20 protein-coding genes and 4 pseudogenes are annotated in these 24429 nt (G+C 63.6%); 12 read left to right on the top strand and 12 right to left on the bottom strand.

Annotated features, from left to right (window positions below):
* Positions 1 to 66: 66 nt before the first annotated feature.
* From CSV86_RS31570 to CSV86_RS01180, 5 genes and pseudogenes are all read right to left on the bottom strand, one after another.
* Positions 67 to 468: a M29 family metallopeptidase gene (locus CSV86_RS31570; RefSeq protein ID WP_240160363.1), complete on the bottom strand. Its 402-nt coding sequence runs from the start codon at positions 466 to 468 to the stop codon at positions 67 to 69.
* Between the two features lie 280 nt (positions 469 to 748).
* Positions 749 to 1959 (bottom strand): annotated as a pseudogene (locus CSV86_RS01195) (class I SAM-dependent methyltransferase).
* A gap of 78 nt (positions 1960 to 2037) precedes the next feature.
* Positions 2038 to 2655, bottom strand: a complete 618-nt coding sequence (locus CSV86_RS01190) for a TPM domain-containing protein (RefSeq protein WP_009401154.1) — start codon at positions 2653 to 2655, stop codon at positions 2038 to 2040.
* Positions 2656 to 2813: 158 nt separating this feature from the next.
* Positions 2814 to 3549: pseudogene (locus CSV86_RS32650) on the bottom strand (TPM domain-containing protein).
* Positions 3549 to 4144: pseudogene (locus CSV86_RS01180) on the bottom strand (LemA family protein). Before CSV86_RS01180 ends, CSV86_RS32650 begins: the two co-directional pseudogenes overlap by 1 nt.
* A 185-nt stretch (positions 4145 to 4329) precedes the next feature.
* Between CSV86_RS01180 and bglX the strand changes: the two are divergent.
* The 6 genes from bglX to CSV86_RS01150 all read left to right on the top strand — a co-directional run bounded on the left by bglX (position 4330) and on the right by CSV86_RS01150 (position 12599).
* Positions 4330 to 6627 (top strand): beta-glucosidase BglX, encoded by a 2298-nt coding sequence (bglX, locus tag CSV86_RS01175; protein ID WP_009401157.1) that lies wholly within the window; start codon positions 4330 to 4332, stop codon positions 6625 to 6627.
* A 60-nt stretch (positions 6628 to 6687) separates the two neighbouring features.
* The gene (locus CSV86_RS01170; protein ID WP_009401158.1) at positions 6688 to 8445 is read left to right on the top strand and encodes a two-component system sensor histidine kinase MifS; all 1758 of its coding nucleotides are present in this window, start codon (positions 6688 to 6690) and stop codon (positions 8443 to 8445) included.
* Positions 8439 to 9773, top strand: coding sequence for a two-component system response regulator MifR (mifR, locus tag CSV86_RS01165; protein ID WP_009401159.1), 1335 nt, complete (start codon positions 8439 to 8441; stop codon positions 9771 to 9773). Before CSV86_RS01170 ends, mifR begins: the two co-directional genes overlap by 7 nt.
* Before the next feature lie 268 nt (positions 9774 to 10041).
* Positions 10042 to 11367, top strand: coding sequence for an MFS transporter (locus CSV86_RS01160; RefSeq protein WP_009401160.1), 1326 nt, complete (start codon positions 10042 to 10044; stop codon positions 11365 to 11367).
* Positions 11368 to 11440: 73 nt separating this feature from the next.
* Positions 11441 to 12040 carry a DUF6036 family nucleotidyltransferase gene (locus CSV86_RS01155; protein WP_009401161.1) on the top strand — a complete coding sequence of 200 codons (600 nt, stop codon included), beginning with the start codon at positions 11441 to 11443 and terminating at the stop codon, positions 12038 to 12040.
* Positions 12018 to 12599, top strand: coding sequence for a hypothetical protein (locus CSV86_RS01150; protein ID WP_170394300.1), 582 nt, complete (start codon positions 12018 to 12020; stop codon positions 12597 to 12599). Before CSV86_RS01155 ends, CSV86_RS01150 begins: the two co-directional genes overlap by 23 nt.
* Here the strand turns inward: CSV86_RS01150 and CSV86_RS01145 are convergent.
* Positions 12548 to 13306 (bottom strand): COG4705 family protein, encoded by a 759-nt coding sequence (locus tag CSV86_RS01145; RefSeq protein ID WP_009401163.1) that lies wholly within the window; start codon positions 13304 to 13306, stop codon positions 12548 to 12550. The genes CSV86_RS01150 and CSV86_RS01145 overlap by 52 nt on opposite strands.
* A 333-nt stretch (positions 13307 to 13639) precedes the next feature.
* Here CSV86_RS01145 and CSV86_RS01140 point away from each other — a divergent pair, with 333 nt between their 5' ends.
* On the top strand, positions 13640 to 13966 hold the full coding sequence (locus CSV86_RS01140) for a hypothetical protein (RefSeq protein ID WP_009401164.1): 327 nt from the start codon (positions 13640 to 13642) through the stop codon (positions 13964 to 13966).
* A gap of 117 nt (positions 13967 to 14083) precedes the next feature.
* The gene (locus tag CSV86_RS01135; protein ID WP_009401165.1) at positions 14084 to 14689 is read left to right on the top strand and encodes a flavin reductase family protein; all 606 of its coding nucleotides are present in this window, start codon (positions 14084 to 14086) and stop codon (positions 14687 to 14689) included.
* A 7-nt stretch (positions 14690 to 14696) separates the two neighbouring features.
* Here the strand turns inward: CSV86_RS01135 and CSV86_RS01130 are convergent, their stop codons facing one another.
* Both CSV86_RS01130 and CSV86_RS01125 read right to left on the bottom strand, forming a co-directional pair.
* A complete protein-coding gene (locus tag CSV86_RS01130) occupies positions 14697 to 14927 on the bottom strand; it encodes a hypothetical protein (RefSeq protein ID WP_009401166.1) in 231 nt (76 codons plus the stop codon).
* 38 nt (positions 14928 to 14965) lie between these two features.
* Positions 14966 to 15259, bottom strand: coding sequence for an antibiotic biosynthesis monooxygenase family protein (locus CSV86_RS01125; protein WP_009401167.1), 294 nt, complete (start codon positions 15257 to 15259; stop codon positions 14966 to 14968).
* A 305-nt stretch (positions 15260 to 15564) separates the two neighbouring features.
* Here CSV86_RS01125 and CSV86_RS01120 point away from each other — a divergent pair, with 305 nt between their 5' ends.
* Positions 15565 to 16464: an AraC family transcriptional regulator gene (locus CSV86_RS01120; RefSeq protein ID WP_009401168.1), complete on the top strand. Its 900-nt coding sequence runs from the start codon at positions 15565 to 15567 to the stop codon at positions 16462 to 16464.
* On the opposite strand, the gene CSV86_RS01115 is transcribed toward CSV86_RS01120, so the two are convergent.
* Positions 16461 to 18098 (bottom strand): 5-guanidino-2-oxopentanoate decarboxylase, encoded by a 1638-nt coding sequence (locus tag CSV86_RS01115; protein WP_009401169.1) that lies wholly within the window; start codon positions 18096 to 18098, stop codon positions 16461 to 16463. The two genes, CSV86_RS01120 and CSV86_RS01115, sit on opposite strands and share 4 nt — an antisense overlap.
* Positions 18099 to 18214: 116 nt before the next feature.
* On the opposite strand from CSV86_RS01115, the pseudogene CSV86_RS01110 reads away from it, so the two are divergent.
* A pseudogene (locus CSV86_RS01110) lies at positions 18215 to 19086 on the top strand (LysR substrate-binding domain-containing protein).
* 83 nt (positions 19087 to 19169) lie between these two features.
* Here the strand turns inward: CSV86_RS01110 and CSV86_RS01105 are convergent.
* On the bottom strand, positions 19170 to 19784 hold the full coding sequence (locus CSV86_RS01105; protein ID WP_009401171.1) for an NAD(P)-dependent oxidoreductase: 615 nt from the start codon (positions 19782 to 19784) through the stop codon (positions 19170 to 19172).
* Positions 19785 to 19907: 123 nt separating this feature from the next.
* Between CSV86_RS01105 and CSV86_RS01100 the strand changes: the two genes are divergently transcribed.
* Both CSV86_RS01100 and CSV86_RS01095 read left to right on the top strand, forming a co-directional pair.
* Positions 19908 to 20816 carry a LysR family transcriptional regulator gene (locus tag CSV86_RS01100; protein WP_009401172.1) on the top strand — a complete coding sequence of 303 codons (909 nt, stop codon included), beginning with the start codon at positions 19908 to 19910 and terminating at the stop codon, positions 20814 to 20816.
* Positions 20817 to 21231: 415 nt separating this feature from the next.
* On the top strand, positions 21232 to 22632 hold the full coding sequence (locus tag CSV86_RS01095; protein ID WP_009401173.1) for an MDR family MFS transporter: 1401 nt from the start codon (positions 21232 to 21234) through the stop codon (positions 22630 to 22632).
* Here CSV86_RS01095 and CSV86_RS01090 read toward each other — a convergent pair whose 3' ends face one another.
* Positions 22633 to 23517, bottom strand: coding sequence for a DMT family transporter (locus CSV86_RS01090; RefSeq protein ID WP_009401174.1), 885 nt, complete (start codon positions 23515 to 23517; stop codon positions 22633 to 22635).
* A gap of 156 nt (positions 23518 to 23673) precedes the next feature.
* Positions 23674 to 24306 (bottom strand): TetR family transcriptional regulator, encoded by a 633-nt coding sequence (locus tag CSV86_RS01085; RefSeq protein ID WP_009401175.1) that lies wholly within the window; start codon positions 24304 to 24306, stop codon positions 23674 to 23676.
* Positions 24307 to 24429 lie beyond the last annotated feature (123 nt).

Here is a 24429-nt window from a genome sequence, read left to right as displayed (position 1 = left end):
CTGAGGTGCCCTCGCGTACAGCAGCCATAAACGACAAAGCCGCGGAGCCAGGCCCCGCGGCTTTTTTCATACCGGTATGGTCACCGGTGACGGCGATTGGGCAATCGCCAGCAAGGCCTTGGAGATCCGCATGTTCAGCACGGCGTCACTGAGCATTTCCCGGTGCCGTGCATCGGGCGGGTCGGGAAGGTATGAGGTCTTGAGGATGGCTCTGGTGAGGTGTTCCACCGCGCGGGTGATGGCTTCTTCATGGGAGAGGCCGGGGCCGACGCAGAGGGCGGGAGGTGGATCGGGGACAAGCTTTTTCATGGTGTGGTGCTCACTGAAGTTCGAGTGGGCCACATCCGCTGCTAAACGAAGGGTGGCGACTGTACGTGGGTTAGCAGACCGGTCAATGAGCAAACCCGGCGCGCCCAAAGGCGCCCACACGTACAGCCGCCATAAAGCGCTGGCTGATGGTTTGCTCATAGCCGAACTGCTAATCCGGCATCGTCAATATCGCGACGACCGACGCAGACTAGGCAGCGTTTCCACATGACGCAACCACCAGGCGGGGTCGGGGAGTATGCTTGGGAAATTACCTACAAGAAAGTCGGAAATCGGTGAAGTTCACGACTGATATGCAACAGTTTATGGATGGGTTGCCCATCCTGGCCTCATCGCTGGCAAGCCAGCTCCCACAGGTCCAACGGCGCACGCGGACCCTGTGGGAGCTGGCTTGCCAGCGATGAGGCCATCAGCCACACCCTCAAATCAACCCATCCGCCCGCAGCAGCGTTTCAAGGCAGTGCTCCGAAACCCCATAGAACGCCTTCAGCTCGGCAATCTTCTCCAGCAACACCGCCGGATCCCCCGCCTCCTTGCGCTTGGTCGCGAGGATCATCTTGTTCTTGTTGGTGTGTTCCAACGAAATGAACTCGAACACCTTGGTTTCATACCCGCACGCTTCCAGGTACAGGGCCCGCAGGCTGTCAGTGAGCATCTCGGCCTGCTGGCCCAGGTGCAGGCCGTATTGCAGCATCGGCTTGAGCAGCCCGGGCTGCTCAGTTGCGGGCGGATCTGCTTGTGGCAGCACGGCGAGCACATGATGATCGCGGCTCCACAACGGATGCCGGTATGGATCGCGTAGTCGGTGGCGATATCGCAGGCATGCAGGGCGATCATCACGTCGATGCTGGCCGGCACCACGCTGCGTACATCACCCTGTTCGAACACCAGCCCCGGGTGCTCCAGGTGGCTGGCGGCCTTGTTGCATAGCTCGACCATGTCCGCGCGCAGTTCCACGCCAGTGACCTGCGCCGGACGCTGCAACGTATTGCTCAGGTAGTCGTGGATGGCGAACGTCAGGTAGCCCTTGCCCGAGCCGAAATCCGCCACCCGCACCGGCTGTTCGACCGGCAACGCCACGCTGCCGAAGGCGTGGGAGAACACTTCGATGAACTTGTTGATCTGCTTCCACTTGCGCGACATCGCCGGAATCAGCGCCTGCTGCTTGTCGGTCACGCCCAGGTCGTGAAGGAAGGGCCGGCTCAGTTCCAGGTAGCGCTTCTTCTCGCGGTCATGCTCGCCTGCCGCAACCTGGCGCACCTGCTGCGCGGCGTTGCGGTGGAGCATGGGCTTGCCCTTCTTGCTGAACTCCAGTTGCGCTTCATCCGCCAGGCTGAGCAGGTGGGCGTTGCGGAACGAACCCGGCAGCCATTCGCCGATCTGCGCCAGGGCCTCGTCCAGCGCCAGGTTGCGGGTGATGTCGCGGGTCTTGTAGCGATAGACGAATTGCAGGCTGGGCGTGCCCTTGACGGTCAGCGGCTTGGCGGTGATGCGCTGCAGGTCGGCTTCGTCGCCGACATGCCGGGCCAGTACCAGCTTGACCAGGGACTGCTGGTGCAGGGCGTCGGCGAGCAGAGCGAGAAACTGCGCACGGGCATCCGGCGCGGCCTGGGTGGAGGGAATAGCAGACATGGGAGAGGGGTGCCTCGGGTTCAATGCCGGGCATTTTACGTGGATGCCCGGCCAGCGCACAGGTTTTCGATCAGCGCGTCATTCCAGCAGGACCAGGCGATTGGGCAGTTCGTTGCGCTGGCTGGTAGCCGGAACATGGGCCTTGAGCAGGTCACCGCAGGCAGCGATGCAGGTGAGGAAGCCTTCGAGCACCTGGCCGGCGCGGACCTGGGCGGTGAACGTGGCGACGAGTGCCTCCCAGACCTGGTCGTCAAGGCGCGCGGCGATGCCGTCGTCCACCAGTATCTCCACGTAGCGCTCCGCCTCGCAGACAAAGATCAGCACCCCGGTGCGGCCGGCGGTGTGGTGCAGGTTCTGTTCGAGGAACTGACGGCGGGCCAGGTTCGACGCGCGCCACTGGCGAACCCGGCGCGGCACCAGGCGGCTGGTGAAGACGGGTAACCGCAGGATCAGGACCAGCACGATGAAGGTCAGCCATTGGGTCAGCAGCAGGCCGTGGGCGCTGAACCAGCCGGTGAGGTAGAAGAGCAGTCCCGGCACCAGCAGCGCCAGCAGGCTGGCCCAGACCAGCGGGACATAGGCGTAGTCGTCGGCGCTGCGGGCCAGGACGGTGACCAGCTCGGCGTCGGTTTCGCGCTCGGCGGCGGCGATGGCCTCGGCGACCTGGCGTTGCTGGAATTCGTTAAGTAGTGCCATTGTGTTTCCTTTGAACAGTTTCAGCCTCACCACAGAACCCTGTGGGAGCTGGCTTGCCAGCGATGAGGCCAGCAGGAGCAATGATGGTGTCTGTCAGGGCCCTATCGCTGGCAAGCCAGCTCCCACAGGGTTCTCCAGGGGCTAGGGAAATGGTGGGATCACCAACTACCGGAGGAGCCGCCACCGCCAAAGCTGCCACCGCCTCCACCAAAGCCGCCGCCACCTCCGCGACCACCCCCAACCCGCCAAACCCGCCACCGAATCCACCGCCAGGCCCACCGCGCCGGCCTCCGCCTCCAAGGCCCTGGAGATAAAGCACAACCACCACCAGCACGATGAACAAACCGATCGCCCACAATGACGGCGGCTCGCCCTCGCCGTCCGCGGAACTGGCCCGCGACGGCTGCGCCAGCGGATTGCCGCCGAGCACCTGGAGGATCGCCGCACTGCCCTGGACGATGCCCTGGCTCATTTCGCCACGCTTGAACGCCGGGAGGATGATGCGGTTGATGATCACCGAGCTCTGCGCATCGGTGAGCAGCCCTTCCAGGCCGTAACCCACCTCGATCCGCACCTTGCGCTGCTGCGGTGCGACGATCAGCAGGGCGCCGTTGTCCTTGCCCTTCTGGCCGATGCCCAGTACCGGCCGAGTTGATAACCGTACTCCTCGATGGGCAAACCCTGCAGGTCAGGCACCGTGGCCACCACCACCTGCTCGCCGGTGGCCTGTTCATGGGCTTCGAGCATCTGGCTCAACTGGACGCGGGTGTGGGCGTCAAGCAGGTTGGCATCGTCCACCACCCGCCCGCTCAACGCGGGAAACACCACGTCGGCACGCACCACCAGCGCTGCCAGCAGCAGCGCCAGCAAGGCAAAGGCCTTGAACGCGCGCATCAGAACTTCACTTCAGGCGCTTTGTCGGCATTGGCGCTGGTAGCCTCGAAGCTCTCGCGCAGCGGCAGGTCGCTGTACATCAGGCTGTGCCAGATGCGCCCGGGAAGGTGCGGATCTCGGTGTTGTACTTCTGCACCGCCGCAATGAAGTCCTTGCGCGCCACGGCGATGCGGTTTTCCGTGCCTTCGAGCTGGGACTGCAAGGCGAGGAAATTCTGGTCGGCCTTGAGGTTGGGGTATTGCTCGGCCACCACCATCAAGCGGCTCAGCGCACCGGTCAACTGGGCCTGGGCGGCCTGGAACTGCTTGAGTTTTTCCGGATCGTCGAGGGTTTTCGCATCCACCTGGATCGAGGTGGCCCGGGCCCGGGCTTCGATCACCGCGGTGAGGGTGTCCTGTTCATGCCTGGCGTAGCCCTTCACGGTTTCCACCAGGTTGGGAATCAGGTCGGCGCGGCGCTGGTACTGGTTCTGCACCTGGCCCCAGGCCGCCTTGACCTGTTCGTCGTAGCTGGGAATGTTGTTGATGCCGCAGCCGGCCAGCAGGCTGGCGAGCAGGATCAGCACCCAGGTTTTGCCACGGGTGATTGCAACCATCGTGTGAAGCTCCTTGTTTGTCCGTTTGCCGCCGCACTTGAGGCATAATCCGTGACCGCTGCTGGCGAGTACGGGTTCCATCGGCTAAAAACGTGCCCCAGCAAACTACAACAATAGCCGCTCCCCCAATTTCGGCTGGCCGGTATCGCCCGTGAATACCGGTGTGAGCCACGAGAACAGAATTCATGAAGAAACTGTGTTTGCTGGGTCTGCTCGTCAGCCTGGCCAGTCAGGTCGCCCTGGCCGATACCTCCGCCGCCGCCGCGCAGTTGCAGGAAAAGAAGGCTTTCGTCGACAAATTGCTGGGCCAGATGACCCAGGACGAGAAGATCGGCCAGTTGCGCCTTATCTCCATCGGCCCGGAAATGCCTAGGGAGAAGATCCGCGAGGAGATCGCCGCCGGCCGCATCGGCGGCACCTTCAACTCGCGCACCGCCCCGGAGAACCGGCCGATGCAGGACGCCGCCATGCGCAGCCGCCTGAAGATCCCGATGTTCTTCGCCTACGACACCATCCACGGTAACCGCACCATCTTCCCGATCGGCCTGGGCATGGCCTCGTCCTGGGACATGCAGGCGATCGCCACGGTCGGCCGCACCTCGGCCGTCGAAGCCGCCGCCGACTCCCTCGACATGACCTTCGCGCCCATGGTCGATATCGCCCGTGACCCGCGCTGGGGCCGCACCAGCGAAGGCTTCGGCGAAGACACCTACCTGACCTCGAAGATCGGCAAGGTGATGGTCGAGTCGTTCCAGGGCAAGAGCCCGGCCGAGCCGGACAGCATCATGGCCATCGTCAAGCACTTCGCCCTGTACGGCGCGGTGGAAGGCGGACGCGACTACAACACGGTCGATATGAGCCTGCCGAAGATGTACAACGACTACCTGCCTCCCTACCGCGCGGCCATCGACGCCGGTGCTGGCGGGGTGATGGTGGCGCTGAACTCGATCAACGGCGTGCCGGCCACCTCCAACACCTGGTTGATGAACGACCTGCTGCGCAAGGAGTGGGGCTTCGATGGGGTGACCATCAGCGACCACGGCGCCATCCAGGAACTGATCCGCCATGGCGTGGCCCGCGACGGCCGCGAGGCGGCGAAGCTGGCGATCAAGGCCGGCATCGACATGAGCATGAACGACACCCTGTACGGCGAGGAACTGCCGGGCCTGCTCAAGTCCGGTGAAGTCAGCCAGGGCGAGCTCGACCAGGCGGTACGCGAAGTGCTGGGTGCCAAGTACGACATGGGCCTGTTCAAGGACCCTTACGTGCGTATCGGCAAGGCCGAGAACGATGTACCGGACTACTACGCCGACTCCCGCCTGCACCGCGAAGCCGCCCGCGACGTGGCACGCCGCGGCCTGGTGCTGCTGGAAAACCGTGCGCAGACCCTGCCACTGAAGAAGAGCGGCACCATCGCCCTGGTCGGCCCGCTGGCCGATGCGCCGATAGACATGATGGGCAGCTGGGCCGCCGACGGTAAGCCGGTGCATTCGGTGACCGTCCGCGAAGGCCTGCGCCGCGCCATCGGCGACAAGGCGAAGCTGGTCTACGCCAAGGGCTCGAACATCACCGGCGACAAGGCGATGTTCGATTACCTGAACTTCCTCAACTTCGACGCCCCGGAAATCGTCAACGACCCGCGTCCGGCCCAAGTACTGATCGACGAAGCGGTGAAGGCCGCGCGGAGCGCCGACGTGGTGGTGGCCGTGGTCGGAGAATCCCGTGGCATGTCCCACGAATCCTCCAGCCGTACCACCCTGGAAATCCCGGCGGTGCAGCGCGACCTGATCAAGGCCCTGAAGGCCACCGGCAAGCCGCTGGTGCTGGTGCTGATGAACGGCCGCCCGCTGTCGATCGCCTGGGAGCGCGAGCAGGCCGATGCCATCCTCGAAACCTGGTTCTCCGGCACCGAGGGCGGCAACGCCATCGCCGACGTGCTGTTCGGCGACTACAACCCGTCGGGCAAGCTGCCGATCACCTTCCCGCGCTCGGTGGGGCAGATCCCGATGTACTACAACCATATGCGCATCGGCCGGCCGTTCACCCCGGGCAAACCGGGCAACTACACCTCGCAGTACTTCGAGGAGCCCAACGGCCCGCTGTATCCGTTCGGCTATGGCCTGAGCTATACCGACTTCTCGCTGTCGCCGCTGACCCTGTCGGGCAAGACCCTGAAGAAAGGCGCCAGCCTGGAAGCCAGCGTCACGGTGAAGAACACCGGCAAGCGCGACGGCGAAACCGTGGTCCAGCTGTACGTGCAAGACGTCGCCGCGTCGATGAGCCGGCCGGTGAAGGAACTGAAGAACTTCCAGAAGATCCTGCTCAAGGCGGGCGAAGAACGTACGGTGACTTTCCGCATCAGCGAGGACGACCTGAAGTTCTACAACAGCCAGTTGAAGTACGCCGCCGAAGCGGGCGAGTTCAACGTACAGGTCGGCCTGGATTCCGAGTCGGTGCAGCAGCAGAGCTTCGAGCTGCTGTAAGCGTCGCCACGCCCAAGGGGAAGCGCCCTCCGGCCTTCCCCCTCGCCCGGATGGCTTGTCATGTCGCTTTCCTTTCGCACCTTGCGCCTGGGCCTGATCGTCCTCGCAATCGCCGCCGGCACCCTGATCGCCGCCACCTGGGCGCGGCAGCACGCCGAGCAGCAGGCAATGCTCGAGGACGCCGCCCGCGCCAGCCAGCAGCTCGGGTTGTACGCCAACTCGCTGCATACCCTGATCGAACGCTACCGCGCCCTGCCGGCGGTGCTGGCCCTCGATCCCGAACTGATCAGCGCCCTGCGCGGCCCGGTCGAAGGAGCCACCCAGGACCATCTCAACCACAAGCTGGAGCGCATCAACGGCGCGGCCAACTCTTCGACCCTGGAACTGCTCGACCGCACCGGCCTGGCCGTAGCCGCGAGCAATTGGCGGCTGCCCACCACCTACGTGGGCCACAACTATGCGTTCCGCCCTTACTTCAAGCAGACCCGCAGCCAGGGCACCGGGCGCTTCTACGCGGTCGGGGTGACCAGCGGGATTCCCGGCTATTTCCTCTCCAGTGCCGTGACCGACGAACAGCAGGGTTTCCTCGGCGCCATGGTGGTCAAGCTAGAGTTTCCCGAGCTCGAACGGGAGTGGCGCCAGGGCAATGACGTGGTCCTGGTCACCGACTCGCGCGGGATCATCTTCATCGCCAACCAGGATGGCTGGCGCTATCGCAAGCTGAATACGCTGTCGGCCCATGATTTCAACGAGCTGGAACAGACCCGGCAGTACGACAAGCAAGCGCTGGTACCGCTGCAGCGGCAGGTGCTCGAACGCTTCGACGACACCAGCAACCTGGTGCGGGTGCAGGGGCCACAGGGATCGGTCGATTACCTGTGGGAAAGCCTGCCGCTGGAAAGCGAAGGCTGGACCCTGCACCTGTTGCGCCAGCCACAGACCGGCAACGACGGCAGGAACGCCGCGCTGGCGGCAGCGGCGATATGGCTGAGCCTGGTCTTCGCCGTGCTCTTCGTCAGCCAGCGCCTGCGCCTGGCCCGCCTGCGCCAGCGCAGCCGCGAGGAGTTGAAGCGGCTGGTGGAAGAACGCACACGCGAGCTGCGCACTGCTCAGGAAGGCCTGGTGCAATCGACCAAGCTGGCGGCGCTGGGGCAGATGTCCGCCGCCCTGGCCCACGAACTGAACCAGCCATTGACTGCCCAGCGCATGCAACTGGCGACCCTGCGCCTGCTGCTGGACCACGATCGCCTGGAAGACGCCCGCCAGGCCCTGGTGCCGCTGGAACAAATGCTCACGCGCATGGCCTCGCTCACCGGCCACCTCAAGACCTTCGCCCGCAACAGCCCCAGTGGCCTGCGCGAACGGCTGGACCTGGCCACGGTGGTGGACCACGCCCTGCAACTGCTGGATGCACGCATCCGCGCGGAAAACGTCAGCACCGCGCTGTACCTGGCGCGACCGGCCTGGGTGCGCGGCGATGCGATCCGCCTGGAACAGGTACTGATCAACCTGCTGCACAACGCCCTCGACGCCATGCTCGACAAGGGCTTTCGCCGCCTGGAAATCCGCATCGAGGCCGAGACCGATGGCTGGCGCCTGAGCGTGCTGGACAGCGGTGGCGGCATCGCCCCGGAACACCTGGGCAATGTCTTCGATCCGTTCTTCACCACCAAGCCGGTAGGTGAGGGGCTGGGGCTGGGCCTGGCGATTTCCTATGGCATCATCCACGAGGCCGGCAGCCGCCTGGTAGTCGAGAACCAGCCTGGCGGCGCCCGTTTCAGCTTTACCCTTCCCCGTGATCCGGAGCCCGTATGTTGAATTCGGTGATTGTCGTCGACGATGAAGCCAGCATCCGCACGGCGGTCCAGCAATGGCTGGGGCTCTCCGGTTTCCAGGTGCAGCCGTTCAGCCGCGCCGAAGAATGCCTGGCGCAACTGCCGGCGCATTTCCCCGGGGTGATCCTCAGCGATGTCCGCATGCCCGGCATGGATGGCCTGCAACTGCTGGCAGCGCTTCAAGCGCGTGATGCCGACCTGCCGGTGATCCTGCTCACCGGCCACGGTGATGTGCCGATGGCGGTGGAGGCCATGCGCAACGGCGCCTACGACTTCCTGGAAAAACCCTTCAGCCCGGAAAGCCTCTTGGGCAGCCTGCAACGGGCGCTGGAGAAACGCCGGCTGATCCTGGAGAACCGCCGCCTGCACGAACAGGCCGATCTCAGGACCCGCCTCGAAGCCACCCTGCTCGGCATGACCCAGGGCATGCAACAGTTGCGCCGCCAGGTGCTGGAACTGGCGGCGTTGCCGGTCAACGTGCTGATCCGCGGCGAAACCGGCAGCGGCAAGGAGCAGGTCGCCCGTTGCCTGCATGATTTCGGGCCACGGGCGGACAAGCCGTTCGTGGCCCTGAACTGCGCGGCTATCCCCGAGCACCTGTTCGAGGCCGAGCTGTTCGGCCACGAGAGCGGGGCCTTTACCGGCGCCCAGGGCAAGCGCATCGGCAAGCTGGAATATGCCAACGGCGGCACGGTGTTTCTCGACGAGATCGAAAGCATGCCCCTGGCCCAGCAGGCCAAGCTGCTGCGGGTGATCCAGGAGCACAGGCTGGAACGCCTGGGGGCCAACCAGAGCATCGAGGTGGATCTGCGCATCGTCGCCGCGACCAAGCCGGACCTGCTCGAAGAAGCCCGCGCCGGGCGCTTTCGCGAGGACCTGGTGTACCGGCTGAATATTGCCGAGCTGCGCCTGGCGCCGCTGCGCGAGCGGCGCGAGGACATTCCCCTGCTGTTCGAACATTTCGCCCGGCATGCCGCCGAGCGCACCGGCCGCACCGCGCCGCCGTTGAGCATCGCCCAACTCGGGCAATTGCTCGGGCATGACTGGCCGGGCAACGTGCGCGAGCTGGCCAATGCGGCGGAACGCCATGCCATGGGCCTGAGCGATCCGTCGGCGCCGCAGGTGGCGGCGGACTCCTCGCTGGCAGCGCAGAGCGAGGCGTTCGAGGCCAACTGCCTGCGTACCTCGCTGCGGAGGCATAAAGGGGAAATCAAGGCGGTGATGGAGGAGCTGCAACTGCCGCGGCGGACCCTGAACGAGAAAATGCAGCGCCATGGGCTGGTGCGGGAGGATTTTCTCGATAGGCCATGAGCGGATTTCCGCTTGCATCCTACATTCCATAAGCGGAAATCCGCTTATCAAGCCCTTCATTGTTGTTGCCTGGGCTGGCCTCATCGCTGGCAAGCCAGCTCCCACAGGTTCCCTGCAAGCCGCTGAATACGGGCCTGACACAGGACCTGTGGGAGCTGGCTTGCCAGCGATTGGGGCCACCCCGGTTCCCCTGGCACACCTCCTGCTATAGCCCCCGCAGGCCGCGCTCCAACGCGCCACCACAAAAACAACATGAAGGTTCCGTCCAATGGATAACACTTCCACCCTGCCTGCCGGGGCAGCCACTGCCACGGCTGCGCCAAAGACCACCTCCAGCCGCCTCAAATCGATCTTCAGCGGGTCGGTGGGCAACATGGTCGAGTGGTACGACTGGTACGTCTACGCCGCATTCTCCCTGTACTTCGCCAAGGCGTTCTTCCCGGCCGGCGACACCACCGCGCAACTGCTCAACACCGCCGCGATCTTCGCCGTGGGCTTCCTGATGCGCCCGATCGGCGGCTGGCTGATGGGCCTGTACGCCGACCGCAAGGGGCGCAAGGCGGCGCTGATGGCTTCGGTGCTGCTGATGTGCTTCGGCTCCCTGGTCATCGCCCTGACCCCAGGCTATGAAACCATCGGCGTCGCGGCGCCGGTCCTGCTGGTCATCGCCCGCCTGATGCAGGGCCTGTCGGTGGGTGGCGAATACGGCACCTCGGCCACCTACCTCAGCGAAATGGCCGACAAGAAACGCCGTGGTTTCTTCTCCAGCTTCCAGTACGTGACCCTGATCTCCGGCCAGCTCATCGCCCTCGCCGTGCTGATCGTCCTGCAACAGACCCTGACCACCGAGCAGTTGTACGCCTGGGGCTGGCGCGTACCCTTCGTGATCGGCGCGCTGTGCGCGGTGGTTGCGCTGTACCTGCGCCGCGGCATGGAAGAGACCGAGTCCTTCACCAAAAAGGAAAAGCCCAAGGCCAAGGAAAGCCTGATGCGCACCCTGCTGCGCCATCCGAAGGAACTCGCCACCGTGGTCGGCCTGACCATGGGCGGCACCCTGGCGTTCTACACCTACACCACCTACATGCAGAAGTACCTGGTCAACACCGTGGGCATGAGCATCACCGACTCGACCATGATCTCGGCGGCCACCCTGTTCCTGTTCATGTGCCTGCAACCGGTGATCGGCGCGCTGTCGGACAGGATCGGCCGGCGTCCGATCCTGATCGCCTTCGGTGTACTCGGCACGATCTTCACCGTGCCGATCCTCTCGACCCTGCACACCGTGCAAAGCTGGTGGGGCGCGTTCTTCCTGATCATGGCGGCGCTGATCATCGTCAGCGGCTACACCTCGATCAACGCCGTGGTGAAGGCCGAGCTGTTCCCTACCGAGATCCGCGCACTGGGCGTCGGCCTGCCGTACGCGCTGACCGTATCGATCTTCGGCGGTACGGCTGAATACGTAGCGCTGTGGTTCAAGAGCGCGGGCATGGAGACCGGTTACTACTGGTACGTCACCGCTTGCATCGCCTGCTCGCTGCTGGTGTATGTGTTCATGAAGGACACACAGAAGCACTCGCGGATCGTGACTGACTGATTAGATCACCCGTGATCTGCTGAAAACGAAGCCCTCGACCGGAAAGTCGGGGGCTTTTTTATTGGAGACATCAATGAACAACCACGTACCAGAATACTTCGAGACACCTCTTACTCTTGCTGTGATTCGTCTGTTTGATCGCGTTCTTCCGCTACTGGAAGGAAAGCCTTCGGGTGCATTCAAGGCTTACATCTTTGGCGGCTGCGCGTTGCATATGCTGACCAACGCTCGCGGCAGCGCAGATGTCGACGCCGAGCTAGAAATAGCCGCGGGGGTGAACCGAACGGAGATAATCGCATTACTTGACGGCGAGCCAGAAGACTATGAACTGAACGGACGTGACATGCAGGTCCAATACGACACGCGCTTCAATACCTCACTGTGTCCGATCCATGAGGACTTCAACGAACGGGCCATCCCGCTCTCCCCCGGCCAAGAGGCCGCTCGCTTGCAGGTTTTCGTGGCAGCTACCATCGATCTCATCATTACCAAACTCGGTCGTTTCACCGATCGTGACCACGAAGATATTCGTACGCTTATCCGAACAAGGAATGTGAACCTGAAAAGTCTTGATATGCTTGCCAGGCAAGCCATCGACTACTGTCCTTGCGACAAATCGACCACCCTGAGCTATCTGAGACTGGTATTGGATGAGTTTGGTTACCAATTCTAAAGCCAAGGCCCGCAAGCACGATGCACTCGAGCAGGTCGTGGTGAAAGTCAGCAAAGAACCTCTCCACAAAGTGGATGAGGATGTTTTTGCCTGCTTTGCCAAATCTGTCTGGTTCGATACCGATCATGCCAAAGCGAAGGTTCATGAGCGTCTGGATGACCCTGCACTGCCCTTGCTACGCAAGCGCAGGTTGCTCTATCTGATGGACCGCTTGCGCCGCTATCCCTGTCTGGATGATCACGATGCCGGATTACTCAAGGGCTTCGTGCAAGCATGGGAAAAGCGGCTCAGCGCAGCCGGCCCGTGGCGTCAGACAGCGGTGCATACCAGGGACAAGCTCGCCCAGGCATGGGGGGTGGACGAGGACGCTAGCCGCCTGTTTTCCTCGGTGCTGGATTTCCAGACACGCCACTATGTGGATGCACACAATTTGAAGTCAGGGTACCCCCTCTCTGAATCCACCTGCCACGAGGGATCGCACAACGACCTCTCGTGGCAAAGTGACGTTCAGGATATCCGCGCCAACTCAGCCTGCTGGGTCCGCCGGGCATTAAAGTAATAAGCCATCCCCACCATCAGCAGCAACACCCCGCCCAGCACTGCCGAAGAGCCCACGGTGCCGAAATCCAGCCCGCCCTTCTCGTAGGGTTTGGTCAGGAAATCTCCAAGGGTCGCGCCGAACGGCCGGGTCAGGACAAAGGCGATCCAGAACAGCGCCACTGGCGAAATCCGGGTCACGTAGCGCGCGATCACCACCAGGCAGATCGCCGAACCGATCAGCAACGCACCACCGGCAAAGCCCAGCCCCGAATCATCCGCCAGATAATCGCCCAGCGCCGTGCCCAGGGTGTTGGAGAACAGTATCGCCACCCAATAGAAGATCTCGCCGCGCCGGCTGCTGATGTGGTTAACGTTGAGGGTGTTGCCGCTCATGCGCCACAGGGCGAAGGTCAATGCGAGGATACCGATCAGGATCGCCGAGCCGGTGGCGTAGCCCAGGCCCAGGGTGCGGTCCATGAAGTCGGACATGGTGGTGCCGGCGGTGCTGGTGGAGAGGATCACCAGCCAGTACAGCGCCGGGTGGTATTTGCGCGAGACCAGTTGCGCCAGAAGCGTGGCGAGGAACAGGCTGATCAGGATCACCGAGCTTAGCGCGTAGCCGACGTTCAGGGTCATCGACAGCAGGTCGCCGGCCGTTTCCCCAAGGGTGGTGGCGCAGATCTTCATGATCCAGAACGCCAGGGTGATTTGCGGGAGTTTATTCATTGTGGGAGTCGCTCCAGGGTCGATTGCCGCGGAGATTGCTCAGGGAGCGATGAAAAAAGCGTGGGTGAAAAATGAAAAATGCGTAGGTGAAAATTCTTTCATTTTTCCTTTGAGCGGCGCAGATCCCTGTGGGAGCGGGTTCACCCGCGATTACGGTGGTGAATTCACTGACGTAATCGCGGGTGAACCCGCTCCCACAGGGATCCGCGAATGCCATTAAATCGATTTAGTCGATCCTTATGGCCGATTTTTTGCGCTTTTTAATCAAATTAATCGGCGTAGTATCAAACCCATAGAAACAAGCAACCCACTCACTACCCCGGAGCAACCACCATGAAAAGCAAACTGATCCTGACCCTGGCTTTCTCTGTCCTGACCGCCAACGCTTTTGCCGCCGACGGCTTCGACCGTACTGGCAGCCATAACTTCAGCCAGGCGCAAACCCACGCGGCCGCAGTCGCCGAAGATGGTTTCGATCACACCGGCGCTGCCAAATTCGCCGAAGACGGTTTCGATCGCACCCACGGCGCCAAATTCGCTGAAGACGGCTTCGATCGCACCAACGGTGCCAAATTCGCCGAGGATGGCTTCGATCGCACCAAGGGCGCTCAATTCGCCGCCGACGGTTTCGACCGCACCCAGGCCCATCGCTTCAGCTAAGACCTGCGGTTTCACCTTCCACAGCCCGGCTTCGGCCGGGCTTAATCGTTTTCAGGGCCCGCCACTCTTGGCACACTAGGTGTCCTTCCCCCTGTACCCGCCAACAAGGCCCGCCCGATGTACTACTACGAACCCGCCAAAGGCCACGGCCTGCCCCATGATCCGTTCAATGCCATCGTCGGTCCGCGCCCGATCGGCTGGATCTCTTCCCACGACACCGAAGGCCGCCTGAACCTGGCGCCCTACAGTTTCTTCAACGCCTTCAACTACATTCCGCCGATCATCGGTTTCTGCAGCGTCGGGCGCAAAGACAGCCTGAACAATATCGAGCAGACCGGTGAGTTCGCCTGGAACCTGGCCACCCGTCCGCTGGCCGAGGCGATGAACCAAAGCTGCGCGCCAGTCGCGCCGGAGGTCGATGAGTTCGCCCTGAGCCAGCTGACCCCGGCAGCCTCGCGGGTGATCGCGGTGCCGCGGGTCCAGGAGAGCCCGGTGTCATTCGAGTGCAAGGTGAGCCAGATCATCCAGCTCAAGCGCGCCGATCAGGAACCGGTACCCAGCTGGCTGATCCTGGGCGAAGTGGTGGCGGTGCATATTGCCGAGCATCTGCTCAAGGACGGTATCTACGATACCGCCGCCGCCGAGCCGATCCTGCGTGGCGGCGGCCCGGCGGACTATTTCGAATTGGGCAACCTGTTCAAGATGGGCCGCCCGCAGCGCTGAAGCGCGCCTACCAGACCAGCTCGGCGTCGGCGCTGACGCCTTGCAGGCGCTGCAGTTCGGCATTCGCCGCTTCGTCGGCGGCCGTGGCGGTCTTGAACACCTGGCCATCGAGTACCTTGTGGAAGGTCGGCGCGCCCACGGCGCCCAGGCCTTTTACCGCGATCGCGGCATGGTAGCCACCCTCGGTGGGCACCATCGCCGCGACCGCTTCAAACCCTACGAATACCCTGCGCGCCATTGTCGTCAAACCCGATGATTGCGAAAAAGGCCGTCATTCTAGCTGAAGGTGTGCAGATCGAGGCTCTCCAGAACCCGTGCCTGCACCAGTTCGCCGAACAGTTGCAGGCTGGGCGAGTGAAAGTAGTCGTTCATCGCCGACGGATCCTGCCACTGACTGCTGAGCAACCAGAGGTGGCTGTCGCAAGACGAGCGTTGCAGGCTGAAGCCCAGGCAACCCGGGGTGCTGCGGGTCGGCTCGCGCAATTGTTGAAGACGTTCGCCCAGCTCTGCCGAGCGCCCTGCACTGGCGCGCACGAAGGAGAGATGGCTGACCGGTCGAGATGTCGTCATGTGCGGTGCTCCTTTGAAGCGGTCAGGGGAAACTGCCAGGCTGCCAAGATTAGCCAGCCCGCCGCCATCGCCGTTAGGCCGATGCTGTCGGTAAATTGCCTGATCCTGCATGACGACCATGAGACGGCCGGGCAGTCGATGAAACGCCCAGGCGGCGCCATGAATCCCCCGGGACAGGCCAATCGCTTAAGGTTGGTAGCGATCCGCCTGTCCCGGCAGGATCGTGCAAGAACCCGACAGCTTTCGGCTAGCGCCGGGACTTGCACAAACCTATGCTGCGAAAATCCTGCTGAGGAAGCTCGTCCATGTCATCCGCCGAACCTCTCGATCCTGCCCTCGAATCGCTGCGTGAAGCCCTTGCCGACCTGGTCCGCCGACACGTCGACTCGCCGGCGATCAATGGCCTGTTCCTGGTCCGCCATGAAGAGAACATCCGCTCCATGCCGACGCTGGCCCACCCTGCCCTGTGCATCCTGGCCCAGGGCAGCAAGGCCGTGCACCTGGGCGACGAGCGCTATGTCTACGACCCGCTGCATTACATGGTGGTGTCGGTGGCCATGCCGATCAGCGGCGTGTACCTGGATGCCAGCCCGGAAAACCCGAGCCTGGGCATTCGCCTGGACATCGACCCCGCAGAAATCAACAACCTGATCGCCGATGCCGGGCCCATGGGCGTGCCGGCGGCGTCCGAGCGCGGGCTGTTCGTCGAGCGCCTAGACCCGGCGCTGCTGGACGCGCTGATTCGCCTGATCCGCCTGCTGGATACGCCGAAGGACATCCCGGTGTTGGCACCGTTGATCCGACGGGAAATCCTTTACCGCCTGTTGCGCGGGAAACAGGGCCACCGCCTGTATGAAATCGCCATGTCCAACAGCCAGACCCATCGGGTCTGCCAGGCGATCCAGTGGCTCAACGACTACTACGACAAGCCGCTGCGCATCGAGGACCTGGCCCGGGAGGTGAACCTGAGCGTCTCGGCACTGCATCACCGTTTCAAGTCGGTGACGTCGATGAGCCCGCTGCAGTACCAGAAACAACTGCGCCTCCAGGAAGCTCGTCGGCTGATGCTCAACGATGGCCTGGAGGCGGCGGTGGCAGGTTATCGGGTCGGCTATGAAAGCCCGTCGCAATTCAGCCGCGAATACAGCCGGCTGTACGGCGCGCCCCCGTTGCGGGATATGGCGCGCCTGCGTAACGCGATTTAATCCAGGGCGTTGTCGGTCCAGCGACGCTGGTCGATCTCGATCAGCGTCGGTCCCTGGCGACCGGCAGCGGCGACCAGCGCCGCCTTCAGGGCCTGGACTTCACTCACCGCTTGCGCCGCGCAGCCGAAGCCCCTGGCGATGGTGACGAAGTCCGGCGTGTGGATATCCACGCCCACCGGTTCGATATCGCGGTTGACCATGTAGCGCTTGATTTCCTCGTAGCCCTGGTTGTTCCACAACAGGACGATTAGTGGCACCTGTGCCTCCACGGCACTGGCCAGCTCGGGCAAGGTGAACTGGATACCACCGTCGCCGATCAGGCAGACCACCGGCAGGCGCTGTGCGGCTTCCTGCGCACTGCCCAGCCAGGCCCCCATGGCCGCCGGCAGGGCATATCCAAGGGTGCCGTAGCCAGTGGACGCATTGAACCAGCGGCGCGGATGGTCCAGATCGAGGGTCAGGTTGCCGGTGTACACCGGCTGGGTCGAATCGCCCACCAGCACGGCCTGTGGCAAGGCTTCAAGAATGGTATCGAGGAACAGGGTCTGGGCGGTTGCCGCGTCGTCCCACTGTGCGGCCAGGGTTTCTTTCAGCCGCGCCGCGCGGGCCGGGCCCCACTCACCGGCGCGAACCGGTGATGGCTGGTCGCCAAGGGCATGCAGCAGCGCATCGCAGGCATGCCCGGCATCGGCGACCATGGCCAGCTTCGGCGGGTAGTTGCGTACGGTCTGGTCCGGGTCGATGTCGATGCGCAGCAGGGTGCCGGGGATCTCGAAGCCACCCTTGAAGGTGACGTCGTAGTCGGTCTCGGCCAGTTCCGTGCCAATGGCCAGTACCACATCGGCCTCGCGCACCAGCTCACGGGTGGCGGCCAGGGACTGGGTCGAGCCGATCAGCAGCGGATGACGGGACGGCAACGTGCCCTTGGCATTGATGGTCAGCGCGGTCGGCGCCTGGAGGTACTCGGCGAGGCGGGTCAGCGAGGCGCTGGCGCCGATGGCGCCGCCACCGGCAAGAATCAGCGGACGACGGGCACTGGCCAGCAGGGCGGCCATTTTCGCCGCTGTGCCCGGAGCTGCGGCGGCACGCTCGACGCGCACCGGCTCGCTGCCCAGCAGGTGATCGGCCGGCTCGACGATCACATCCAGCGGAATCTCGATATGCACAGGCCGCGGACGTGCGCCATCGAACACGGCAAAGGCACGGGCCAGGACTTGCGGCAGGTCGTCGGCGGACATCAGGGTATGGGAAAAGGCAGCGACACCGCGAACCAGTTCGCTCTGGTTCGGCAGTTCATGCAACTTGCCCCGCCCGCCGCCCAGGGCGCTGCGCGATTGCACGCTGGAAATCACCAGCATCGGGATCGAATCGGCGTAGGCCTGGCCCATGGCGGTGGTGATGTTGGTCATGCCCGGGCCGGTGATGATGAAACACACGCCAGGTTTGCCACGGGTACGCGAATAACCGTCAGCCATGAAGCCGGCGCCTTGCTCGTGGCGCGGGGTGATATGCCGGATAGCGGACGCCGCGAGGCCTCGATAGAGTTCCACGGTGTGCACGCCCGGGATGCCGAACACATGGTCCACACCGTAGTTTTCGAGGAGTTTTACCAGCACTTCGCCGCAAGTCGCCATGTTCGTGAGCCTATTGTCTGTGTTCGGGGCCAGGCCTTCATTGGACCGCCGGGCGGCTACCGGCACAAGGCAAAGTTCCTCATACTAGCCATGCGCCCAGATCATGGCTTATTCCGATGAAACGACTCCCTCCCCTTGCCGCCCTGCATACCTTCCTGGTGACGGCCCAATGCTGCAACTTCACCCGTGCCGCCCAGCAGTTGCACCTGACCCAGGGGGCGGTCAGCCGGCAGATCGCCGGGCTCGAGGAACACCTCGGCTATCCGCTGTTCATCCGCCAGGCCCGCGGTTTGAGCCTGACCCGCGAAGGGCAGGAATGGCTGCCCGGGTACAGCAGGTGTTCAGCCTGATCGAAGACGGCGTGCAGCAGATCGGCGCGCCACGCGGCACCCTGCAATTGAAAGCGCCGACCTGCGTGATGCGCTGGCTGCTGCCACGGTTGATGGAATGGCAGGCGTTGCGGCCGGACGTGCCGGTGGAACTGACCACCACCATCCAGCACGGGGTGGATTTTCGCCGGGAGGGCTTCGATGCGGCGGTGGTCTATGGCGCCGAGCCGGAGGGCGAGGCATTGAAACTGTTCGACGAGCAACTGACGCCGGTCTGCTCGCCGCATTTGCTGGCGGGTACCACGCCGCTGCGCGAGGTGGCGGATCTGGCCGGGCACATGCTGCTGCACCCGACTCGGGACGAACGGGATTGGCAGACCTGGCTGGAGGCGGCCGGAAGCGGGCTGGAGATCCAGGGCCGGCGCCAGCATTTCGAGACGCTGGATATGGCGATGGCCATGGCCTCCCAAGGAACCGGGGTGGCGATCGGGGATTGGGCGTTGATCGGGGATGATCTGGTCGGCGGCAGGTTGGTAATGCCATTCGATTTGAAGGTGCCTACCGGGAAGGGTTACTACCTGGCAAGGCCGGGAAAGGTGGCGGCACCGGGGTTGGTGGAGCTTGTTGCATGGTTGAGGGAGCAGGCACGGAGGCGGTGATCTTTCGGGCCTCATCGCTGGCAAGCCAGCTCCCACAAGGTCAGTGGGAGCTGGCTTGCCAGCGATGAGGCCCGAAAGGTCAATCAATAACCCACAGTGAACCGCTGCCGCGAATGCTTCGGCTGTTCCAGCTCATCCAGCAAGGCAATTGCGTAGTCGGCAAAGGTGATCCAGCTCCTGCCATCGGCACCGATCAGCAGATGATCCTTGCCCAACTTGTACGACCCGGTCCGCGGGCCTTCCACGAACTCCGCGGAAGGCGAGAGGAAGGTCCAGTCCAGGTCCTGCTCCTGCTTCAACGTTTCCAGATAGACCGCACCCGCGCTGGCCTCGGCCTTGTAGGCCTCGGGGAAGTCCGGGCTGTCGATCACCCGCGAATCGTCCGGCAGCAGCAGGCTGCCTGCCCCACCCACCACCAGTACGCGCTTGACCCCGGCCTGCTTTGCCGGCGCCAGCAGGGTCTGCGCGGGGATCCCGGTGAAGTGCGCAGCGCTCAGCACCGCATCGTGCCCGGCCAGGGCCTTGGCCAGCGCCGCGCCATCCTTGATGTCCAGTGCCACGGCGTTCACCCCGGCGCGGCCCTGCAGTTTCGCCGGGTCCCGGGCGATGGCGGTGACGCTATGGCCACGGCGCAGGGCTTCTTCCAGCAACTGGCTGCCGGCACGGCCGGTTGCACCGATGATTGCGATCTTGCTCATGACAAACCTCCACTGAGAGTTGAACCTGTCTCGAAGACGACGACTGAGCACAGCTTAGTTGCGCGATCCGGGGCAAAAAATGCGATTCTTGCGCATAGTTTGTTTCTGAAACCGGACAGATCAATGGACCGTCTCACCGCCATGCGGGTCTTCGTCACCGTGGTCGATCTCGGCAGCCAGTCCGCCGCTGCCGATCACCTGGATATGTCGCGCCCGGTCATATCCCGCTACCTGGCGGACCTTGAGGATTGGGTCGGCGCGCGCCTGATGCAGCGCACCACCCGCAAGCTGAGCCTGACTGCCGCCGGCAAGGAAACCCTGCCACGCTGCCGACAAATGCTGGAGCTGGCCGGTGACCTGCAGGCCGCCGTCGCGACCCCGGACCAGACGCCCCGGGGAGAATTGCGCATCAGCGTGAGCACTTCGTTCGGCCAGGCGCAGTTGCTAGAGGCGATCACCGAATACGTGCGCCGTTATCCCCAGGTCAGGATCGACCTGCAGATGCTCGATCGCACCGTCAACCTGGTGGACGAACGCATCGACCTGGCGATCCGTACCAGCAACGATATCGATCCCAACCTGATCGCCCGGCGCCTGAGCGTTTGCCGCTCGGTGATCTGCGCCGCCCCGGCCTACCTGCGCGAGCATCCGCTGCCACAAACGGTGCAGGAACTGGCCCGGCACAATTGCCTGACCCATTCCTACTTCGGCCATAGCCTCTGGCATTTCGAGGTGGACGGGGAAAACGTGTCGGTACCGATCCAGGGCACTATCAGCGCCAACGAGGCCCTGACCTTGCAACAGGCGGCCCTGGCCGGCGCCGGTATCGCCATGCTGCCGACCTACCTGGCACACCGGCCGCTGCGCAGTGGCGAATTGGTGCAACTGCTGCCCCAGGCCCGGCCGAAGACCCTGAACCTGCATGCGGTGTACACCTCGCGCAAGCATATGCCGGCGACCTTGCGCAGCATGTTGGACTTCCTCGCCGAACGCTTCACCGATCCGCCGGAATGGGATCGCGACCTGTCATAAGTGAACTAGGCTTGTAGCAGGGTGTGTCGTAGCGGGAGGTCAGCATCATGGGTGTCAAATCCAGGAAATGCGCGGTCGTCTTCGCCATCGCCGCCGTCATGGGGCTGTATGCCACAGCTGCCTGGCGGGTCGAGCAGGCGCGTAACCAGCCCTGGTCCGCGGCGAGTTGTTCGCTGGTCCATTGTGTGCCGCATACGGCCACGCTTAGCGCGTTGAGATAGGGGTCGCCTGTAGCGGCCTCATCGCTGGCAAGCCAGCTCCCACAGGGATTGTATGCACCGCTGCCAGCGATGAGGCCTGTGAAGACGCTTAGCAAGCTATCGGTTAAACTCGCGTGAAAAAACATCCGAGCCCCGCCGTGACCCTACCCACCACACCACCCCAACCCGCCATCCGTACCGTGCTCGTCGCCCTGATGCTGGCGATCTTTCTCGGTGCCCTCGACCAGACCATCATTGCCGTGTCCATGCCGGCGATTTCCGCGCAGTTCAATGATGTCGGCCTGCTGGCCTGGGTGATTTCCGGCTATATGGTGGCAATGACCGTGGCCACGCCGATCTACGGCAAGCTGGGCGATCTCTATGGCCGTCGGCGAATGATCCTCGGCGGTACGGCGATCTTCACCTTGGCCTCGGTGTTCTGTGCCATGGCCCAGAGCATGGAACAGCTGGTACTGGCGCGGGTGATCCAGGGCATCGGCGCGGGCGGCATGGTCTCGGTGAGCCAGGCGATCCTTGGCGATCTGGTCCCGCCACGGGAACGCGGGCGCTACCAGGGCTACTTCAGCAGCATGTACGCCGCCGCCAGCGTGGTCGGGCCGGTATTGGGCGGCTTGCTGACCGAGTACCTGTCATGGCGCTGGGTGTTCTGGCTGAATCTGCCACTGGGCCTGGTCGCCTGGTGGGTGACACGCAACAGCCTGCGCGGGCTGGCGACGCCACAACGGGCAGCCAGGGTGGACTACCCCGGCGCGCTGCTGCTGATCCTCGGCCTGACCAGCCTGCTGCTGGCCATTACCCTGATCGGCCAGGGCCATGCCTGGCATGGCGAGGCGGTGCTGGCACTGCTCGGGGTGGCGCTGGTCGGCCTGACCCTGTTCATCCTGTATGAGCGCCGTGCACCGGAGCCGTTGCTGCCCTTGAAGCTGTTCGGCAACAAGGTGGCGGTGCTGTGCTGGTGCGCGATCTTCTTCACCAGTTTCCAGGCCATCTCCCTGACCATGCTGATGCCTCTGCGCTACCAGAGCATCACTGGCGCCGGCGCCGACAGCGCGGCGCTACACTTGCTGCCGCTGGCCATGGGCCTGCCGATCGGCGCCTATAGTGCGGGTCGCCTGACCAACCTGACCGGGCGCTTCAAGCCGCAGATCCTGTTCGGTAGTGTGCTGATGCCGCTGGCGATCATCGGCATGGCGTTCAGCCCGCCGTCAGCCACCCTGCTCAGTGGCTTCTTCATGCTGCTGACCGGCATCGCCGGCGGCACGCAGTTCCCGACCTCGCTGGTGGCGGCACAGAGTTCGGTGCAGCCGCAGGATATCGGCGTCGCCACCAGTACCACCAACCTGTTCCGCTCCCTCGGCGGTGCGATGGGCGTGGCACTGATGTCGGCGCTGTTGCTGGCGATGCTGCAGGACGGTGGCTATGCGCTGGCCGGCGAGGCCCTGCTGGGCAGCCTGCGTACCGGCGAGGCGAGTCTCCAGGTACAGGCCGAACTGTCGGTGACCTTCCGCAACCTGCTGCTGGGCAGCGCCTCGATTTCGCTGCTGGGCCTGGCCGCGGCGCTGGCCCTGCCCAACCGCGAACTGCGTGGGCACTGATCAGCCGCGCCGCTGCACCCAGGCCACGGCCAGGCCGCTGAGGCAGATGATGGCGATGCCGACCACGCCGTAGATATCCGGGCTGTGGCCAAAGACCAGGTAGCCGAACATTCCGGCAAAGAGGATCTGCCCGTAACTGAACGGCGCCAGCATGGCCGGCGCCGCATGTTTGAACGCCGAGGTCAGGAGCATGTGGCCGAGCATGCCGCAGGTGCCCAGGCCAATCATGAACAGGCCGTGGGTGAAGCTGGGCAGGGTCCAGAAGAACGGCACCAGGGCAGTCATGATCAGGCTGTTGAAGATGCCGGTAAGGAAGTTGCTGGTGGTCGGGCTGTCGGTGGCGCTGAGCTTGCGGGTGAGCAACTGGTAGCAGCCGAAGCAGAAGGCCGAGCCCAGGGGCAGGAGGATCGCTGGGGTGAACAGCGCACCGCCCGGTCGGATCACGATCAGCACACCGATAAAGCCTGCCGACACGGCCATCCATTGTCCTCGGGTAACCCGCTCGCCGAGCAATGGCACCGACAGCGCAGTGACCATCAAGGGCGCGAGGAAGTTGACCGCAGTCGCTTCGGCCAGCGGGATATAGCGCAGACCTGTGGTGAAAAGCAGGCTGGTGCCGATCAGGCACAGCGCTCGAGCCAGTTGCAGCAATGGCCGCCGCGTACGCACCACCGCCGAGAGCCCGGTGCGCGGCACGAATACCACCAGCATCAGCAGGGTGTGAACCACATAGCGCGCCCATACCACCATGACGATGGCATAGAACCCGGACAGGTACTTGGACAAGGCGTCGTGGCTGGCGAACAGCAAGACCGCCATACAGATCAGGGCGATCCCCCGCAGCGGTTGATCGGCGCCTTTCATTGTCGGGGTTTGCGCGGTCATGTGCGGACTCGATGAAGAAAATTTAATTAGCCAGCTAAGTATCCGGACGGACCCAAGCCTACATAATGTTGACGCCGGTCCGACTTTCGTCTGGACCGGCGCCTACACTACCAACGGAATCTGGAAATACAAAGATTCACAAATGCTCACAAAACCTCAATTGCGCAGGGAGGGGCTCAAGCGCAGCATGTCCAGCCCCGCATCGATCCAGCGTTCGGCATCGCCGAGCAGGTCGAAGCTGTCCGGCAGCAGCAGCCAGCGCCGGATCAGCCCGTCGATGTAAGCGAACATGGCCAGCGCCGCACGCTGCGGATCGGTATCGGCTGGCAACTGCCCGCGCTTGACGGCATTGCTCAGGCTACGGGTGATGCGCTCGTGACAATCGATCGTCGCGTTCTGCCGCTGGGCGCGGATCTCGCACATTTCATCGGTGAATTCGCACTTGTGATGAAGAATCTCATTGATGCGCCGGGTTTTCGGATCACTGGCCATCCGGTGCATCAACTGCACCAGCAGTTTGCGCATGCAACCCAGCGGGTCGGGTTCGTCCTCGCTTTCGCTGGCGCGGGCCAGGGCGTCCAGCGGTTCCTGCAGGCTGTCGAGCAGCGCTTCGACCAGTTCGGCCTTGTTATCGAAGTGCCAATAGATGGCTCCCCGGGTGACGCCCGCCAGCTCGGCGATATCCGCCAGGGTGGTACGCGCTATTCCACGCTTGTAGAAGGCTTTTTCCGCAGCTTCGAGAATCTGGTTACGGGTTTCCTGTGCTTCCTCTTTGGTTCGACGGACCATGGCAGTACAACCTCATCAAGGAGCCGGTCGCCTGCGTCGGGTAACCGGGTTCTGAGCGGCGGCGGCCTTGTTCAGGGCGCCCGCCGGGAGTTCTGGTATCGCGCCTTGCAGCTTGTATTTGAC

This window comes from Pseudomonas bharatica CSV86 (assembly GCF_000319305.2).
Classification (GTDB): Bacteria; Pseudomonadota; Gammaproteobacteria; order Pseudomonadales; family Pseudomonadaceae; genus Aquipseudomonas; species Aquipseudomonas bharatica.
Note: the sequence above shows the minus strand (reverse complement) of the source record. Positions and strands in the feature narration are given on the sequence as shown.

Bases quoted from the DNA above. Each gene is read 5' to 3' on its own strand.
- CSV86_RS01135 (WP_009401165.1), top strand. From the start codon at position 14,084: ATGTACTACTACGAACCCGCCAAAGGCCACGGCCTGCCCCATGATCCG.
- bglX (WP_009401157.1), top strand. From the start codon at position 4,330: ATGAAGAAACTGTGTTTGCTGGGTCTGCTCGTCAGCCTGGCCAGTCAG.
- CSV86_RS01140 (WP_009401164.1), top strand. From the start codon at position 13,640: ATGAAAAGCAAACTGATCCTGACCCTGGCTTTCTCTGTCCTGACCGCC.
- CSV86_RS01095 (WP_009401173.1), top strand. From the start codon at position 21,232: ATGCTGGCGATCTTTCTCGGTGCCCTCGACCAGACCATCATTGCCGTG.
- CSV86_RS01085 (WP_009401175.1), bottom strand. From the start codon at position 24,306: ATGGTCCGTCGAACCAAAGAGGAAGCACAGGAAACCCGTAACCAGATT.
- CSV86_RS01120 (WP_009401168.1), top strand. From the start codon at position 15,565: ATGTCATCCGCCGAACCTCTCGATCCTGCCCTCGAATCGCTGCGTGAA.
- mifR (WP_009401159.1), top strand. From the start codon at position 8,439: ATGTTGAATTCGGTGATTGTCGTCGACGATGAAGCCAGCATCCGCACG.
- CSV86_RS01115 (WP_009401169.1), bottom strand. From the start codon at position 18,098: ATGGCGACTTGCGGCGAAGTGCTGGTAAAACTCCTCGAAAACTACGGT.
- CSV86_RS01105 (WP_009401171.1), bottom strand. From the start codon at position 19,784: ATGAGCAAGATCGCAATCATCGGTGCAACCGGCCGTGCCGGCAGCCAG.
- CSV86_RS01190 (WP_009401154.1), bottom strand. From the start codon at position 2,655: ATGGCACTACTTAACGAATTCCAGCAACGCCAGGTCGCCGAGGCCATC.
- CSV86_RS01145 (WP_009401163.1), bottom strand. From the start codon at position 13,306: ATGAATAAACTCCCGCAAATCACCCTGGCGTTCTGGATCATGAAGATC.
- CSV86_RS31570 (WP_240160363.1), bottom strand. From the start codon at position 468: ATGAGCAAACCATCAGCCAGCGCTTTATGGCGGCTGTACGTGTGGGCG.
- CSV86_RS01170 (WP_009401158.1), top strand. From the start codon at position 6,688: ATGTCGCTTTCCTTTCGCACCTTGCGCCTGGGCCTGATCGTCCTCGCA.
- CSV86_RS01130 (WP_009401166.1), bottom strand. From the start codon at position 14,927: ATGGCGCGCAGGGTATTCGTAGGGTTTGAAGCGGTCGCGGCGATGGTG.
- CSV86_RS01100 (WP_009401172.1), top strand. From the start codon at position 19,908: ATGGACCGTCTCACCGCCATGCGGGTCTTCGTCACCGTGGTCGATCTC.
- CSV86_RS01155 (WP_009401161.1), top strand. From the start codon at position 11,441: ATGAACAACCACGTACCAGAATACTTCGAGACACCTCTTACTCTTGCT.
- CSV86_RS01125 (WP_009401167.1), bottom strand. From the start codon at position 15,259: ATGACGACATCTCGACCGGTCAGCCATCTCTCCTTCGTGCGCGCCAGT.
- CSV86_RS01150 (WP_170394300.1), top strand. From the start codon at position 12,018: ATGAGTTTGGTTACCAATTCTAAAGCCAAGGCCCGCAAGCACGATGCA.
- CSV86_RS01090 (WP_009401174.1), bottom strand. From the start codon at position 23,517: ATGACCGCGCAAACCCCGACAATGAAAGGCGCCGATCAACCGCTGCGG.
- CSV86_RS01160 (WP_009401160.1), top strand. From the start codon at position 10,042: ATGGATAACACTTCCACCCTGCCTGCCGGGGCAGCCACTGCCACGGCT.